This window comes from Methylosinus sp. KRF6, from assembly GCF_018887255.1.
In the GTDB taxonomy this organism is placed as follows: Bacteria; Pseudomonadota; Alphaproteobacteria; order Rhizobiales; family Beijerinckiaceae; genus Methylosinus; species Methylosinus sporium.
Genome location: NZ_JAHLJF010000005.1, coordinates 1 through 14,620, shown reverse-complemented (window position 1 = coordinate 14,620; position 14,620 = coordinate 1). Strand labels below are relative to the sequence as shown.

16 protein-coding genes and 1 riboswitch are annotated in these 14,620 nt (G+C 65.9%); of the genes, 5 read left to right on the top strand and 11 right to left on the bottom strand.

Annotated features, from left to right (window positions below):
• Window positions 1-23: 23 nt before the first annotated feature.
• Entirely contained in the window at window positions 24-1,475 is a 1,452-nt protein-coding gene (locus KP010_RS20800; RefSeq protein WP_142862708.1) for an NAD-dependent succinate-semialdehyde dehydrogenase, read from the top strand.
• 5 nt (window positions 1,476-1,480) lie between these two features.
• Here KP010_RS20800 and KP010_RS20795 read toward each other — a convergent pair whose 3' ends face one another.
• On the bottom strand, window positions 1,481-1,912 hold the full coding sequence (locus KP010_RS20795; RefSeq protein WP_142862707.1) for a cupin domain-containing protein: 432 nt from the start codon (window positions 1,910-1,912) through the stop codon (window positions 1,481-1,483).
• Window positions 1,913-2,045: 133 nt separating this feature from the next.
• Window positions 2,046-2,251, top strand: a riboswitch (cobalamin riboswitch).
• A 110-nt stretch (window positions 2,252-2,361) separates the two neighbouring features.
• Here KP010_RS20795 and KP010_RS20790 point away from each other — a divergent pair.
• The 3 genes from KP010_RS20790 (at window position 2,362) to KP010_RS20780 (ending at window position 5,582) form a co-directional block, all read left to right on the top strand.
• The gene (locus KP010_RS20790) at window positions 2,362-4,386 is read left to right on the top strand and encodes a TonB-dependent siderophore receptor (RefSeq protein ID WP_142862706.1); all 2,025 of its coding nucleotides are present in this window, start codon (window positions 2,362-2,364) and stop codon (window positions 4,384-4,386) included.
• 24 nt (window positions 4,387-4,410) lie between these two features.
• A complete protein-coding gene (locus tag KP010_RS20785) occupies window positions 4,411-4,974 on the top strand; it encodes a hypothetical protein (RefSeq protein ID WP_142862705.1) in 564 nt (187 codons plus the stop codon).
• 62 nt (window positions 4,975-5,036) lie between these two features.
• Entirely contained in the window at window positions 5,037-5,582 is a 546-nt protein-coding gene (locus KP010_RS20780; RefSeq protein ID WP_142862704.1) for a hypothetical protein, read from the top strand.
• 149 nt (window positions 5,583-5,731) lie between these two features.
• On the opposite strand, the gene KP010_RS20775 is transcribed toward KP010_RS20780, so the two are convergent.
• From KP010_RS20775 to KP010_RS20730, 10 genes are all read right to left on the bottom strand, one after another.
• Window positions 5,732-6,685 carry a hemolysin family protein gene (locus tag KP010_RS20775; RefSeq protein ID WP_142862703.1) on the bottom strand — a complete coding sequence of 318 codons (954 nt, stop codon included), beginning with the start codon at window positions 6,683-6,685 and terminating at the stop codon, window positions 5,732-5,734.
• Window positions 6,678-7,196, bottom strand: coding sequence for an rRNA maturation RNase YbeY (gene ybeY / locus KP010_RS20770; RefSeq protein ID WP_142862702.1), 519 nt, complete (start codon window positions 7,194-7,196; stop codon window positions 6,678-6,680). The genes KP010_RS20775 and ybeY overlap by 8 nt, the downstream gene beginning before the upstream one ends.
• A complete protein-coding gene (locus tag KP010_RS20765; protein ID WP_142862701.1) occupies window positions 7,193-8,239 on the bottom strand; it encodes a PhoH family protein in 1,047 nt (348 codons plus the stop codon). The genes ybeY and KP010_RS20765 overlap by 4 nt, the downstream gene beginning before the upstream one ends.
• Window positions 8,236-9,657, bottom strand: coding sequence for a tRNA (N6-isopentenyl adenosine(37)-C2)-methylthiotransferase MiaB (gene miaB / locus KP010_RS20760; RefSeq protein ID WP_281405371.1), 1,422 nt, complete (start codon window positions 9,655-9,657; stop codon window positions 8,236-8,238). Before miaB ends, KP010_RS20765 begins: the two co-directional genes overlap by 4 nt.
• Before the next feature lie 116 nt (window positions 9,658-9,773).
• Window positions 9,774-10,562 (bottom strand): 1-acyl-sn-glycerol-3-phosphate acyltransferase, encoded by a 789-nt coding sequence (locus KP010_RS20755; protein WP_142864706.1) that lies wholly within the window; start codon window positions 10,560-10,562, stop codon window positions 9,774-9,776.
• A 57-nt stretch (window positions 10,563-10,619) separates the two neighbouring features.
• A complete protein-coding gene (locus KP010_RS20750; protein WP_142864707.1) occupies window positions 10,620-10,982 on the bottom strand; it encodes a hypothetical protein in 363 nt (120 codons plus the stop codon).
• A 149-nt stretch (window positions 10,983-11,131) separates the two neighbouring features.
• On the bottom strand, window positions 11,132-11,638 hold the full coding sequence (locus KP010_RS20745) for a GNAT family N-acetyltransferase (RefSeq protein ID WP_142864708.1): 507 nt from the start codon (window positions 11,636-11,638) through the stop codon (window positions 11,132-11,134).
• A complete protein-coding gene (gene tsaB, locus KP010_RS20740) occupies window positions 11,635-12,330 on the bottom strand; it encodes a tRNA (adenosine(37)-N6)-threonylcarbamoyltransferase complex dimerization subunit type 1 TsaB (protein WP_142864709.1) in 696 nt (231 codons plus the stop codon). The genes KP010_RS20745 and tsaB overlap by 4 nt, the downstream gene beginning before the upstream one ends.
• A gap of 46 nt (window positions 12,331-12,376) precedes the next feature.
• The gene (locus KP010_RS20735) at window positions 12,377-12,928 is read right to left on the bottom strand and encodes a NifU family protein (RefSeq protein WP_142864710.1); all 552 of its coding nucleotides are present in this window, start codon (window positions 12,926-12,928) and stop codon (window positions 12,377-12,379) included.
• Window positions 12,929-13,056: 128 nt separating this feature from the next.
• A complete protein-coding gene (locus KP010_RS20730) occupies window positions 13,057-13,449 on the bottom strand; it encodes a hypothetical protein (protein WP_142864711.1) in 393 nt (130 codons plus the stop codon).
• Window positions 13,450-13,857: 408 nt separating this feature from the next.
• On the opposite strand from KP010_RS20730, the gene fixJ reads away from it, so the two are divergent.
• Window positions 13,858-14,481 carry a response regulator FixJ gene (gene fixJ / locus KP010_RS20725; RefSeq protein ID WP_166143970.1) on the top strand — a complete coding sequence of 208 codons (624 nt, stop codon included), beginning with the start codon at window positions 13,858-13,860 and terminating at the stop codon, window positions 14,479-14,481.
• Window positions 14,482-14,620 lie beyond the last annotated feature (139 nt).

Genomic DNA, 14,620 nt, shown 5'->3' with positions numbered 1-14,620 from the left:
ATCGCGTCGGGAGCGCAGCCGAGATGACCAGAGAGCCCCGCCCGTTCCGCCATCAGGCCTTCGTCGACGGCGCCTTCGTCGGCGCCGACAATGGCGCGACCTTCGCCGTTCGCGATCCGGCCACGGGCGCGGTATTGGCCGAGGTCCCGGACCTGGGCGCGGCCGAGACGCGCCGCGCGATCGAGGCGGCCGAGCGCGCTTTGCCCGGCTGGCGCGGCAAGCTCGCCAAGGAGCGCGCGCAAATATTGCGGCGCCTGCATGATCTGCTGCTCGCCGATCAGGAGCGCCTCGCGCAGATCATCACCGCGGAGCAGGGCAAGCCGATCGCCGAGGCGCGCGGCGAGATCGCCTATGCCGCGGCCTATTTCGACTGGTTTGCGGAGGAGGGCCGCCGCGTCTATGGCGACGTAATTCCGCAGCAGGCGCGCGAGAAGCGCATTCTCGTGTTCAAGCAGGCGATCGGCGTCACCGCCGCGATCACGCCCTGGAATTTCCCTTCCGCCATGATCGCGCGCAAGGCCGGCGCGGCGCTCGCCGCCGGCTGCACCATGGTGGTGAAGCCTGCCGAGCTGACGCCGCTCTCGGCCATAGCGCTCGCAGAGGTCGCGCAGCGCGCCGGCGTGCCGGACGGCGTGCTCAATGTGGTGACGACCAATGACCCCGCCAGCGTCGGCGTGGAGCTGACCTCCAATCCGACCGTGCGCAAGATCAGCTTCACCGGCTCGACCGAAGTGGGGAAAATTCTTCTGCGTCAGGCGGCGGAGAATGTGCAGAAATGCTCGATGGAGCTGGGCGGCAACGCGCCTTTCATCGTCTTCGCCGACGCCGATGTCGATCTCGCCGTGAAGGGCGCGCTCGCGACCAAATATCGCAACAGCGGCCAGACCTGCGTCTGCGCCAATCGCTTCCTCGTGCATAGGGATGTCGCCGAGGCTTTCGGCGCCAAGCTCGCCGAGGCGGCCTCGAAGCTGAAGGTCGGGCGCGGCGTCGAGCCCGGCGTCGTCATCGGTCCGCTGATCGAGGAGGCGGCGGTCGAGAAGGTCGAGCGTCTCGTCGCCGACGCCCGCGCGCGCGGCGCGAAAGTGCTGACCGGCGGCGGTCGCCATGAGCTCGGCGGCAATTTCTATGCGCCGACCGTGCTCTTCGATACGCGGCCGGACATGCAGATCTTCGCGGAGGAGATCTTCGGCCCCGTCGCCGCGATCACCACTTTCGAGGATGAAGCGGAGGCGATCCGCCTCGCCAATTCGACGCATTATGGCCTCGCCGCTTATTTCTACAGCCGCGACATAGCGCGCGTGTTCCGCGTCGCAGAGCAGCTCGAGTTCGGCATGGTCGGCGTCAATGAGTCGCTCATGTCGAGCGAGGCGGCGCCTTTCGGCGGCGTGAAGCAGTCGGGCATGGGACGCGAGGGCTCCAAATACGGCATAGAGAGCTATCTCGAGATCAAATATGTCTGTCTCGGCAATATGTGAGGCGCTCAGCCCGCGCGATTCGGCGTGCCCAGCACGTGCACGTCGGGCGCGATCATCACATTGTCGAAACGCTGCGTGAACATCGGCGCCGCGAAGAAGGCGACGGCGCGCAGCGTTTCCTCGCCCGTGTTGACGAGATCATGCCGTAGCGGCGTAGGAATGACGAAGACGTCGCCTGGCCGCACATGATGGGTGACGCCGCCCTCGGCGCGCAATTCGCCGGAGCCGCCGAGAATATATTGCGTCTCCTCGGTGGCGTCGGTGTGCCAGCCGAGCCGTCCGCCGGGCTCGATCTCATAGACGATGGTCGAGGACTGCGTCGCTCCATGCTCGCCGCAGGAGGCGAAGGCGCCCGCCCAGCGCACGCTCGGATCGTCCACGCCGCCGACTTGCGCGCGCGGGAGGTCATTGGTGGCGACGAGGTGAATGGCGCTCATTTGTTTTCTCCGAAATTCTAATCGAATTTTCCGTGGGGCGAGACCCGAGGGCGATGCCCACCGTCGTCCAAACGCGCCGCGCGCGGCTTCGTTCCGCACATGCGCGCGGGCGCTTGACACGGCGGCGCGGCGCGGCTCTATTGAAAGGGATGGTTCCCTCTCGAGGGATCAAAAGGGAATGCGGTGAGCGCCGGCGACGGGGCGAAGCCGCGGCTGCCCCCGCAACTGTGAGCGGTGAGCCGAGGATCAAACGAGCCACTGGAGCCATGCGCTCCGGGAAGGCGATCCGAAGGCGCTGACCCGCGAGCCAGGAGACCTGCCATCAGTCGTGGTCACGCGCGATAGCGTCGGGCGGGGTGCACCGAGGCGGCCGAGACCCTTTTCGCTTTGCGCGAGAGGGCCGCGACCTTTCGCAGTGACGGCCCACGTCTGCTGCGAGTCGTTCAGCAATGTCTTCCCTGTCCCATCGGGCCGCCCTCGCGGGCGCCGCTTCTCGTTTTGCGCTTTTTTCCGCCGTGCTTCTCCTTCCCGCTCGCGCCGCGGGACAGGAGGCGCTTCCTGCCGTCGAAATCGGCGCGGCGACCATCGTCTCCGCCGATCGCGTCGAAGAGCGCGTCGACAAATCCTCCTCCGCCGTCACCGTGATCCCTTCCGCGCAGATCGAGAAGCGCGGCGCGAGCGGCCTCACCGAGGCGCTGCGCGGCGCGCCGGGCCTCGATCTCTATGAGACCGGCGGCCCCGGCGCGCAGACCTCCGTCTTTCTGCGTGGCGCGACGCCCGGCCAGACGCTGGTCCTCGTCGATGGCGTGCGCATCGGCGATTCGTCCTCCACTGATGGCTCCGTCGATCTCGGCGGCCTCGTCGCCACGGACATAGAGCGCATAGAGGTGCTGCGCGGCCCGCAATCGGCGCTCTATGGCTCCGACGCCATGGGCGGCGTCATTCACATCGTCACGCGCAAAGGCGAGGGGCGGCCGCGCGCGTCTCTCTCCCTGGAAGGCGGCTCCTATGGAACCGCGCATTTGCGCGCGCGCGTCTCGGGAAGCGAGGATCGCTTGTGGTATGCATTCGCGATCGATGCGCTGACGATCGACGGCCATCCGCGCTATGGCTATCGCATTGCGCGGCCGCTGACGATCGGCGACGGCAAGACGCCTCTGCCGCCTCTGCCGCCCAATGACCCGACCAGAAAAGGCGGCGCCAGCGCGCGCCTCGGCTATCGCGTGAACGAGGATATCGCGGTCGAAGCCGCATTCTTCGGCTATGACAGCGCCATCCGCTTCGACAATCCCTATTCCTTCTCGGCGATCGACGTCTACGATCCACAGAACCATCAACATGCGACATTTGCGCAAGGGTATGCGCGCATCGACGCCGACATGTTCGACAAGGCCTTGCACAATCGCTTCACTTTGTTCGGCAATGTGACGAACCGCGACGTCTGGCAGGCGCGCTCCTGCTATGATGCGAGCTACGACGCCTATAATTGCCTGCGCGGCTATCGTGGAACGCGGCGCGGCTTCGAATATCAGGGCGATCTTTCGCTCGGCGGCTTTGGTCTTCTGACCTTCGGCGCGCGCAATGAGACGGAGTCCGTCCACACGTCGCAGGACCCCGTTCCGCCGACCACATTCACGCCGATCGACGCTGCGCAGACGACGCATTCGGGCTTCGCGCAGCATAAGCTCACCTTGCTCGAGCGCGTCGATCTCTCCTATGGCGGACGTATCGACGCTGTCGATCAGAACCGCACATTCGCGACATGGCGCGCGACCGCCGCCTATCGCCTTGAGGAGACGGGGACCAAATTGCGCGGCAGCGCCGGCACCGGCGCGCGCGTCGCCTCGCTCTATCAGCGCTTCAGCCAATATGGCGATCCTGCTCTCGCGCCGGAGACGAGCGTCGGATATGACGTCGGCGTCGATCAATCTTTGTTCGGCGAGCGTCTCTACGCATCGCTGTCGCTGTTCGAAAATCGCTTTCGCGATCTCATCGAGTTCGGTCGCGCGCCGAGCTGCGCGGCGACGCAGGCTTTCGGCTGCTACTACAATGTTGGCCGCGCGCGCACGAAAGGCGTCGAATTTTCCGGCGAGGCGATCGTCGTTCCCGGCGAATGGCGTTTGCGCGCGAGCTACACGCATCTCGCTGCGGAAAATCTTACGACGCATCGCAGCCTGTTCCGCCGGCCGCGCGACAAGGCGACAGGCTCCGTCATCTACACGGGAATCGCAGGGCTGGAGCTCGAGGCGCGCCTCGCCTTCGTCGGGCCGAACCCCGACTATGACTATATTTTCTCGCAGCGTGTGACGCTCGCGCCTTACGCAAAGCTCGATCTCTTCGCCGATTACAAGATCGACGAGCGCATGTCGGTGTTCGCGCGGATCGAGAACGTCAATGACGCGCGCTATGAGGAAGTCTTCAATTATGGAACGGCGGGACGCTCCATCTATGGCGGCGTGAAATTCAGCTGGTGACGCGGTTTCAGGGAGAATAAACCAATGACGAATGCGACGCCGCAACGGCGCCTGGAGCCGGATGGAACGCCGGTCGATGTCTTCGCTCTGCCGACCGACGCGCAGAGCCTCGAAGCGCTCTTGCGCGATCTCTTCGAAAATCATTGGCGCGAGATCGTGTTCGGGCCGATCATTCAAGGCGCGGCCTTCGAAATTCATGTCGATCATGCGCCGACGCATATTGGTCTTCTCGACGGCTATCTCACCATCGCTTTCGGGCAGACGCATTTTCACGTCTGCATCGGCGAGACGAAGGGACCGCGCAGGCGGCCGACGTCGCCAGAGCTCGCGCGGCACAGGCGCACGGCGCGCGCGGAGCTACAGCGGCGCTTCTCGGGGACATGCGTTCCAATGTCCTGGAGCCTGCAATTGTTCAATGGCGCGGATGAGCAGCAGCTCGCCGTGCTCTTGCCCAATCCGTTTCTGCATCCAGAGACGGAGAAAATCCTGCGTGAGCCCGATTGGTCGCGGCTCTCATTGTGGGATGCGCTGCGGGCGCGCTGGCTCGGGCTGGTCGAGCCAGATCCGCTCGATCGGCGGGCGCATTGATCTTCGGCATTGATCTTCGGCAGAGCAGGGCGTCCGGCCCGCTCATAAATAAGGAGCATCGCATGACAAGGCTTTCACTTCCCATCATCGAAGAGCGCAATCTGCTCTGGAGCGGCGCGCTCATTCTCGTCGGCGCCTTCTTCTCGCTGGCTTTCGCTTGTGCGGCGCCGCTCGCGGGTTTCGCCGCCATTGCGGCGCTGACGAGCGCGCGGCGCCACGCGCTGGCGCTGACGGCGGCGGTCTGGCTCGCCAATCAGCTCGTCGGCTTCACCATGCTGCATTATCCATTGGACGTCGAGACGCTCGCCTGGGGCGGCGCGCTCGGAATCATCGCGCTCGTCTGCTGCGAGACGGCGCGTTTCGCCGCGCGCATGTCTATCGGCGCCGGCGCGCCTTTCGCCGCGCTCGCAGCGAGCTTTCTCGTCTATGAGGGGGCGCTCTTCGCCATCACCCGCGCCATCGGCGGCGATGTCTCGCATTATGCGCTCGCCAGCGTCGCGCGTATCTTCGCCATCAACGCCTGCGCCTTCTTCGGCCTCTGGGCCTTTGGCCTCGTCTGCGCGGCCATTGGCGCGGGGCGGCGGCAGGTCGCGTCGCTGCGCGTTTGAAACATGTGATCGGCGCGTCATTCTCTCCATGGGGAGAATGACGCGCGAGCGTCGGTCGTAGGGTCCGCGTCGGTTGAATTCATGTGTGTCGAGAAGCGAGCCTGAAGGCTCGCTCTTTTAAAACCGTTCAGCTTCGATGACACAGGCACCTATTTCGGCGCATGAACCCGCAGCCGCGCGACGCGGCGCGGATCGGCTTCGACGATCTCGAACTCCCAGCCTTCCACCGGCGCGGGCACGATCTCGCCGCGCATCGGCACATGGCCGGCGAGCGAGGCCACGAGCCCGCCGAGCGTCGTCACCTCGGCGCCGTCGTCCTCCGGCGTGAAATCGACGCCGAGCCGCTGCGAGACTTCCTCGAGATCGGCCTTGGCGTCGATGAGGTAGACGCCGTCGGACACGGTCTCTATGCGCGGCTCCTCGTCGACGTCATGCTCGTCCTCTATGTCGCCGACGATCATCTCGACGATGTCCTCCATCGTGACGAGACCATGCGTGCCGCCATATTCGTCGATGACGAGCGCGAGATGCGTGCGCGTCGCCTGCATCTTCACGAGGAGATCGAGCGCTGGCATGGAAGGCGGCACATAGAGCACCGGCTTCAGCACGGTGACGGTGGAGAGCTCCGCGGAAAAATCGATCGCGGCGAGCGACACGGTCGCCGCATGTTCGCCGGGCGCCGGCGCTTCCGCCGTCACCGGTTCGGCGCGCTCGGCGAGCGAGGCGAGATAATCGACGAAATCGCGAATGTGGATCATGCCGCGCGGATCGTCGAGCGTGTCGCCATAGACGGGCAGGCGAGAGTGGCCGGCGTTGCGGAACAGCGCCAGCGTCTCGCCGAGCGTCGCGTCCTGCGCGGCGGCGACGATGTCGGCGCGCGGGATCATCGCGTCGGCGACGCGCAGATCGTGCAGGGCCAGCACATTTCTCAGCAGCACGCGCTCATGCGGCGTCACATCGCCGGCGGCGCCCTCCAGCGCCTCCTCTATATCCTCGCGCACCGAGGGCGAGCCCAGCCCGATGAGCGCGCGCAGCCGATCGACGATGCCGCTTCGCTGCTCGCGCCTCGTGGCCGCGTGCTCGCCATTATCCGTCCTAGACATCGCCGTTCGATTTTCCTTTGGATGAAGTCTCCGCCACGGGCTCGGAGCCTTCGTAAGGATCGTTGAGGCCGAGCGCCGCGGCTATGCGGCGCTCCAGAGCCTCCATCTCTTCGGCCTCCCGTGGAGTTTGGTGGTCGTAGCCGATCAGATGCAGAAATCCATGAATGAGCAAATGGGTGAGATGCGCTTCGAAGCTCTTGTCTTGCTCCACCGCCTCGCGCGCCACTGTCTCATGCGCGATGACGATGTCGCCGAGCGCCATGCGGCGCGCGAGCGGACCGGGCGTCTCGAAGGAGAGCACATTGGTGGGCTTGTCCATGCCGCGCCATTGCGCGTTCAATTCGCGAATCGTCGCGTCATCGGTGAAATTGACGCTCAGCTCGCAGCCCGGCGCGAGCGGCGCCGCCGTCTGGGCGACGCACTCGCGCACGGTACTCTGCGTCAGCTCGTCGAGCCCGGCCTGCTGGTCCCAGCAGGGCGCGGTGACGATGATGTCGATCGCGACGCTCATGGTTCTCGAGGCTTCGCCTTCTCCCGCCCGGCGGCTTCATAGGCCCCGACGATTTGCCGCACGAGGTCGTGGCGCACCACATCGCCCTCGGCGAATTTCACTCTTCCGACGCCCTCTATGTTGGAGAGCAGCGCGATCGCCTCGCTCAATCCGGACTTTTGGCCGGGCGGGAGATCGGTCTGCGACGGGTCACCATTGACGATCATACGCGATCCGTCGCCGAGTCGGGTAAGAAACATTTTCATTTGCATGGAGGTGGCGTTCTGCGCCTCGTCCAGCAGAACGCAGGCTTTGGTGAGCGTGCGGCCGCGCATGAAGGCGAGCGGCGCCACCTCGATCATGCCGGTCTGAATGCCGCGCTCCACCATGCGCGGGTCCATGAAATCATGAAGGCCGTCGTAAATGGGTCGGAGATAGGGGTCGACCTTCTCGCGCATGTCGCCGGGCAGGAAGCCCAAGCGCTCGCCGGCCTCCACCGCCGGTCGCGAGAGGATGATGCGCTCGACCGCTCCCTGCTCGAGCAGCGAGACCGCATGGCCGACGGCGAGCCAGGTCTTGCCCGTGCCGGCGGGCCCTTCGGCGAAGACCAGCTCATGGCGCTTCAACGCCCGCAAATAGAGGTCCTGGGCGAGATTGCGGGCGCGCACCGGCCCGCGTCGGCGCGTCGAAATCTGCTCGAAGACGGCGCGGCCGGGCTCCGCCTCGGGAAAGAGGCTGCCCTGGCGGGCCGATTCCTGAATAGCGCCATCCACGTCGCCGAGCCCCACATTCTGGCCGAGCTGCACCCGGCCATAGAGAGTTTCCAGAACGCGGCGGGCGTGCTCGCAGGACTCCGAGCGACCCTTGAGCGTGACATGATTTCCATTGGCGAAGCAGGAAACGCCGAGCCGCCGCTCGATCTTGGCGAGATGCTGGTCGTAGAGGCCGAAAACGAGCGAGGCGTAACGATTGTCCTCGAAGGCGAGCGTGACTTCCGCCTCCGGCTCGCCCGAGCGCGGCGCATCCGGCTGTTCGAAGACCCGTCTCTCGCGGTCGAGCGTCACAGGGCGGCCTCCCTCGCATCATTTGGGATCGCGCGGCCGGCGATGCGTCCGGCGAGCGAATTGGAGCCGGCGGCGACGATCGTCACCGGCAGCGTCTTTCCGATCAGCTCCGCGCCGCCCATCGCATGAACGGGCTGCATATAGGGGCTCTTGCCGGCGATCTGACCCTCGTGCCGGCCGGCTTTCTCGAACAAGACCTCGACCGTGCGGCCGACAGTGGCGGCGTTGAACGCCTGCCGCTGCTCCTCGACCAGCGTCTGCAGAATGGCGAGCCGCTCGGATTTGACGCTCTCGTCGATCTGATCCTCGCGCTCGGCGCCCGGCGTGCCGGGACGCGGCGAATATTTGAACGAAAATGTGGATGCGAATCCGACAGCGCGAATGAGCTCCAATGTCGCCTCGAAATCCGCGTCCGTCTCGCCGGGAAAGCCGACGATGAAGTCGGACGAGAGTGCAATATCCGGCCGCGCCGCGCGCAGCCGCGCGACGATGTCCAGATAGAAGCTCGCGTCATGGCGCCGGTTCATCGCCTTCAAAATGCGATTCGAGCCCGATTGAACGGGAAGATGCACGAAGGGCGCCAAAAAGGGAAGCTCGGCATGGGCGTCGATCAGCTCCTGCGTCATGTCGACCGGGTGGCTGGTGGTGTAGCGCAGCCGCGTGACGCCTTCGATACGCCCGAGCCGCGCCAGCAGCCGGGGCAGGGACCAGGGCGCGCCATGCTGGTCCGTCCCGCTATAGGCGTTGACGTTCTGCCCGATGATGGTCAGCTCGCGCACGCCGGCGGCGGCTAGCGCCTCCGCCTCCTCGATGATCTCAGACGGACGTCGCGAGACCTCGGCGCCGCGCGTGTAGGGCACCACGCAGAAGGAGCAGAATTTGTCGCATCCTTCCTGAGCGGTGACGAAAGCCGTGACGTCGCGCACGCGCTTGCCCTCGGCCGCCATGCGGCGCAGCGCCGCGAATTTGTCGGCGACGGCGAAATCCGTCTCGGCGAGGCGTTCGCCGGCCTCGGCGCGGGTCAAAAGATCGGCGAGGCGATGATAGCTCTGCGGCCCGACGACGAGATCGACCGCGCGCTGGCGGCGCAGCACCTCCTCGCCCTCGGCCTGGGCGACGCAGCCGGCGACGATGATTTTATAGTCGCGCCCCTCGGCGCCGCGCTCGCTCTTCAGCTTGGCGAGACGGCCGAGCTCGGAATAGACCTTGTCGGTCGCCTTCTCTCGAATATGGCAAGTGTTGAGCACGACGAGATCGGCCTCGTCCTCATCGGCGGCTTCCGCATAGCCGCGCGACGCGAGCAAATCCGCCATGCGCGTCGCGTCATAGACGTTCATCTGGCAGCCATATGATTTCACATAGGCTTTTGCTTTGCCGGGCGATTCCGCGTCTCCGCGGGACTGCGATGCGGGAGCGATCGGCTTAGATGCGGCGTCGGTAATCTCAATTCTCCTGGCGGAACTCTCTCGAGCTGCACGATCGCGTGTTCTCCGAAAACCGCTTCGCGCTTTTCGGAGAACACGCCCCGGCGATATTACGCGCGCTTGCCGCCCGCCGCCGAGAGATCGGCCGCCAAGAGTTCGCGCACGCTGGCCTCTGTCGCGGCGGCGAGAGCTTTGCGGTCGCCGGAGCTCGGGTCCACCGCCTCACCCCATAGTATATGACATTTCGCGCCGCCGCGCTTCATCAGACTCCACAAATGCGGGAGAAAAGTCATATCGCCATACCAGCCGACGTCGAGCCGCTCGCCTGTGCTCGAGCGCCGCGTATAGACGATCGCGGTCGGAACGAGCGTCGGCTTCGCCGCATCCTGGTTGGACTCGGCGAGCCCGCTCAGCATGGCGAAATGCGATGCGTTGAATTTCAGCACGCCTGCGCCGTCGCTCGAGGTTCCCTCGGCGAAGACGACGACGTCGTCGCCCGCCCGCAGCCGCTCGGCCAGCGCCGCATTGACGATCGGGATCGCCCGCCGATTGCCGCGCTCGACGAAGACCGTGCCCTGCAGCCGGGCCAGAAAGCCGAGCACTGGCCAGGAGGCGACCTCGGCCTTGGCGAGAAAGACGAGTGGATACAGGCTCGCGAGCGCGATGATGTCGGTCCAGGACACGTGATTGGCGACGACGAATCGCGGGCTGGAGCCACCTGGCGCGCCGCTCTCGCGGACCTCTATGCCGATGATCCTGCACATGACGCGGCAAAAGCCGGTCTGGATGCGATGGCGCAGCTCCCAGCGGCGCCGTCGCGCCAGCCACTGGATAGGAACGAAGACGACGAAGGCCCCGGCCATCGCCAGGACGAAAGTGATCGCGCGCAGATAGGGCATGGCCCTCTTTCCAACGCGCGAGCGACAGTTTCGTGACGGAAATTTCTGCGCGGCGCTTCAGTCGATCCAGCGCGACCTCATGCAGCCGTAGAATCGGTCCTGCAGCGCATTGCCGCGCGGATAATCGCCGGCTCTGAAGGCCGCCCGAGAGGCGGCGTCGAACCTGTAGCAATTGCGCCAGTGGCCAAGGCCGCCGTAGCCGGAGCGGCCCTGATGGCGGGGCTCCCATCTTCCTCCGCCATAACCGCCTCCGCCATAACCGCCGCCGCCATGGCCCCCTCCGCCATAGCCTCCTCCGCCGCCCATCATTCCGCCCGCGTAGCTCGGCGACACGGCGAGCGCCGTCGCGAAAAGCAGGGCGACGCCGAGTGGCGACAGCTTGGGGGCGGAAATCGACGCGGACGAAGTTCTCGTGGACATGACGATCCCTTTCCATGGCCATGGGGGCTGCGTTGCGATGAGCCTAGTTGGGGCGGCGTCGTCCGCTGGCAAGACGTCGATATGTCGCGAGGCCCGCGCGAGGCGTTGCCGTCGTCCCCCGAGCGCCGGCTTTCAAAAACAAAAAGGCTCTAAAGCTCGCACCGCATCGTCAGCGCCGCCTGACGCTCGCCGTTCGGACGCTGATAATAGTTCTCGCGCCGGCCGATCGTCTTGAATCCCAGCCTCTCATAGACCTTCAGCGCCGCGGCATTGTCCTCGCCCACCTCGAGGAAAACGAGCCGCGCGCCGCCGCGCTCGAGATTGGTCATATGGGCCGCGAGCAGCGTGCGACCGAGGCCCGCCCCGCGACGGGCCGGATCGACGGCGAATGTCAGAATCTCGGCGTCCGGCGGCAGCAGCCGAGACAGCGCCATGCCGCCCATCTCGTCCTTGAGCAGGCGCTCGTTCATCGCGCCGTCGGCGAGAATGGTGCGGTCCGTCAAAAGGCTCTCGAAATCGATCTTGGACCAGGGAAAGGCGAAAGAGGCCGCGTGGATCTTGGCGCAATCATAGGCGTGATCGGCGCCGATGGGGCGGATCACATAATGGGGCCTCGGAAAGAAGGTCGAGAACAAGCTCATGACGGCGCCGCTCATGCCTCGGCCGGGGCGTCTTGCAGCGGGCGCTGCTCCGAGGGCTTGGCGTCCGGCGCCTTCAGATAGAGCGGGCGGGCGGGGGCCGTCGCCGGATCGGCGACGAGGCCGAGCCGCGCGACATAGGCGATATCGGGCGCCGGCGCGCGGCTGGCGACCTCCGCCTCGAGGCCGGCGAGCCGCGCCTCCTCCGCCAGCAGCGGCGCGCCGGAGCCGATCAGCCGCAGCGGGCCCGAGCCGAGCGCGCGCAGCGCCTCATGGGCGCCGACGCGTCGCGGCGACAAGAGCGTGCGGCCATCCGGCCCATAGGCGGTCACATAGACTTGGCCATGGCGGGCGTCGATCGCCGCCGCCACCACGCCGTCGAAGGGGACGAGCACATGAGGCGCCGCCAGCGCCGCCAGAGTGGAGACGCCGACGATCGGCGCCTTCACGGCGAGAGCGATGGCCTGGCCCGCCGCGAGACCGATTCGGATGCCGGTGAAGGAGCCGGGCCCGACCGTGACCGCCACCCGTCCGATGGAGGCGAAGCCGCCGCCCGCCGCGGCGACGACGCGCTCGACGAGCGGCAGCAATTCCTCGGCGTGGCCGCGCTCCATGGGCGCCGTCTCGATAGCGATTGGGTCCGCGGCGCCCAGATCGAGCACGCAGGCGGAGACGGCGGGAAGCGCCGTGTCGATGGCGAGGATTCTCATTGCCGGCGGATTATGACGGGTTTCGCGCGGCTTTCAAAGCGGCCTCTCAAACCTGCTGCACCGACGTGACCTGGGGCACGAAATGGCGCAGCATATTCTCTATGCCATTCTTGAGCGTCGCCGTGGAGGAGGGGCAGCCGGAGCACGATCCCTTCATCGCCACATAGACGATTCCGTCGCGAAAGCCGCGGAAAGTGATGTCGCCGCCGTCATTGGCGACCGCCGGCCGCACCCGCGTCGCGATCAGCTCCTTGATCTGCGCCACTGTCGCGGCGTCGGCGGGATCGAAGAACTCCGCCGGAGCGGCCTCGGCGCCGTCGATGACGATCGGCTGGCCGGAGCTGAAATGCTCCATGATCGTGCCCAGAATGGCCGGCTTCAGATGCGCCCATTCGGCGCCCGTCTTGGTGACGGAGACGAAATCGGGGCCGAACATCACTGCTTCGACGCCGTCGATCGACAGCAGCGCGCCGGCGAGCGGCGAGGCGGCCGCGGCCTCCGGCGAGCGGAATTCGCGCGCGCCCTCGGCGAGGACGGGGCGGCCGGGCAGAAACTTCAGCGTGGAAGGGTTGGGCGTGGTCTCGGTCTGGATGAACATGTGTCTTCTCCGCAGCGTCCGGTTCAAGGCCGGCGTGGCGATGGCGCCGCTTCTCTAGCACAAAATCCGCCGCGCGGCAGCCGAGCCTCGCGCACGACGCCTCACGCCGGGCGCGCGCAATGGCGTGCTCAGCGGGCGGGGCGGGCGCGCAAAATGCCGAGCAGCGTCGCGCTATGCTCCGAGCGCCGCGCGCGCGCTTCGCCGATGGGCGCGAAATCGGAGATGTCGGGCGCGATTTTGTCGGAGCCTTCGAACATCAGCAGGCCCGTCTGTGTGACGATGATGTCGCCTTTGCGCAAGGTCGGATCGTCGAGGCGCGCATCTTGGCGCGCGTCGCGCGTCTCGACGGCGCGCTCGCGATCGGCGACGACGCGCGTCGCGAAAGCGTCGTAACGCTCGCGTGCTTCGTCTATGCGAAGCAGCCATTCGACGCGCGCATCCTCATCGCGCGTCGCTTCCGCCGCGGCGGGAGCGAGCATCGCGAGCGCCGACAATCCACAGTAGAAAAATGCTCTCGTCATCGCCATTGCGCGAAAATGGAACGAAGCGTGATGCGTTGCGCGAATATTATTCGAACGCTCGCTTGTGATTCGCGCATGCTCGATTCCCAGCTACGTGTATTCCCCAGTTTGTCAATCCCCGCCCTGCCCAGAATAATGGTTATAGCGCGGGTCACGCCGAACGAAACTCGGCGCAGACGTCGTTCGCTCGGCCTTTCCGCGCTTGGTTATTCCGGGGCTTTTGATGATGATCTGTCTGTCGCTGCGCGATGCGATCCCATGCTTCGCGTTCCCTGTGTCGGCGCGTCGAGACGCGCGACGCGCTTGTTCCACTCGAGACGAAGGATGACCATGGTTCAGCCGCCTCCGCTGACGAGCGCGCTCGTCGACGAGTCGTCTCGTCGAATTTGTGCCCTTCCGCAAGAACGGATGAGCAGAGACGCCACGATTCATATCGTCGACGACGACGACGCCGTTCGCGATTCTCTCAGTCTTCTATTGTCGACGGACGGCTTTCGGGTCCGGGCGCATGAGAGCGCCAGCCGATTTCTCGCTTCCGTCGATTCCGGCGATACGGGCTGCGTCGTAACCGACGCGCGTATGCCGGAGATGACCGGCATAGAGCTGCTGGAGGCGATGAAGGCGCGGCATTTGTCGCTGCCGGTCGTCGTCATCACCGCTTATGCCGATGTGTCGCTCGCCGTGCAGGCGATGAAGCAGGGCGCTTTCGACTTTCTCGAAAAGCCTTTCGACAATGAGGCGCTGATCGCCTGCGTGCGCCTCGCGCTCGCCTATGAGCGGGAGGAGCAGTTCCGCGCCGCCGAGACGCAGACGATCGAGGCGCGTCTGCAGACGCTCACCGCGCGCGAGAGCGAGGTGCTCGAGCGTCTCTTGCACGGAATGCCGAACAAGGTCATCGGCCGCGAACTCGGCATCAGCGTCCGCACGGTGGAGGTTCACCGCGCCAATGTGATGCTGAAAATGAGCGCCGGCAGCCTCTCCGAGCTCGTGCGCATGTCATTGGCCGCCGAGCAGGCGCGCGGCAAGGGCTGACCCGCGCCCGGCGATTTTCCAGCATACGAAGGACGCGCCGGTTCCTCGGCGCGTCCTTTTTGTTAACCACGTCCTGTAGCGAACGGGACACAGGGGGGCGATAAAGCGCGGGCGTTGCGTGGAAGGCCTTGTCTTCGAC

Bases quoted from the DNA above. Each gene is read 5' to 3' on its own strand.
- KP010_RS20755 (WP_142864706.1), bottom strand. From the start codon at position 10,562: ATGCCCTATCTGCGCGCGATCACTTTCGTCCTGGCGATGGCCGGGGCC.
- KP010_RS20775 (WP_142862703.1), bottom strand. From the start codon at position 6,685: ATGTCTAGGACGGATAATGGCGAGCACGCGGCCACGAGGCGCGAGCAG.
- ybeY (WP_142862702.1), bottom strand. From the start codon at position 7,196: ATGAGCGTCGCGATCGACATCATCGTCACCGCGCCCTGCTGGGACCAG.
- KP010_RS20780 (WP_142862704.1), top strand. From the start codon at position 5,037: ATGACAAGGCTTTCACTTCCCATCATCGAAGAGCGCAATCTGCTCTGG.
- KP010_RS20790 (WP_142862706.1), top strand. From the start codon at position 2,362: ATGTCTTCCCTGTCCCATCGGGCCGCCCTCGCGGGCGCCGCTTCTCGT.
- KP010_RS20730 (WP_142864711.1), bottom strand. From the start codon at position 13,449: ATGACGAGAGCATTTTTCTACTGTGGATTGTCGGCGCTCGCGATGCTC.
- KP010_RS20785 (WP_142862705.1), top strand. From the start codon at position 4,411: ATGACGAATGCGACGCCGCAACGGCGCCTGGAGCCGGATGGAACGCCG.
- KP010_RS20800 (WP_142862708.1), top strand. From the start codon at position 24: ATGACCAGAGAGCCCCGCCCGTTCCGCCATCAGGCCTTCGTCGACGGC.
- fixJ (WP_166143970.1), top strand. From the start codon at position 13,858: ATGAGCAGAGACGCCACGATTCATATCGTCGACGACGACGACGCCGTT.
- KP010_RS20795 (WP_142862707.1), bottom strand. From the start codon at position 1,912: ATGAGCGCCATTCACCTCGTCGCCACCAATGACCTCCCGCGCGCGCAA.
- tsaB (WP_142864709.1), bottom strand. From the start codon at position 12,330: ATGAGAATCCTCGCCATCGACACGGCGCTTCCCGCCGTCTCCGCCTGC.
- KP010_RS20750 (WP_142864707.1), bottom strand. From the start codon at position 10,982: ATGTCCACGAGAACTTCGTCCGCGTCGATTTCCGCCCCCAAGCTGTCG.
- KP010_RS20735 (WP_142864710.1), bottom strand. From the start codon at position 12,928: ATGTTCATCCAGACCGAGACCACGCCCAACCCTTCCACGCTGAAGTTT.
- KP010_RS20745 (WP_142864708.1), bottom strand. From the start codon at position 11,638: ATGAGCGGCGCCGTCATGAGCTTGTTCTCGACCTTCTTTCCGAGGCCC.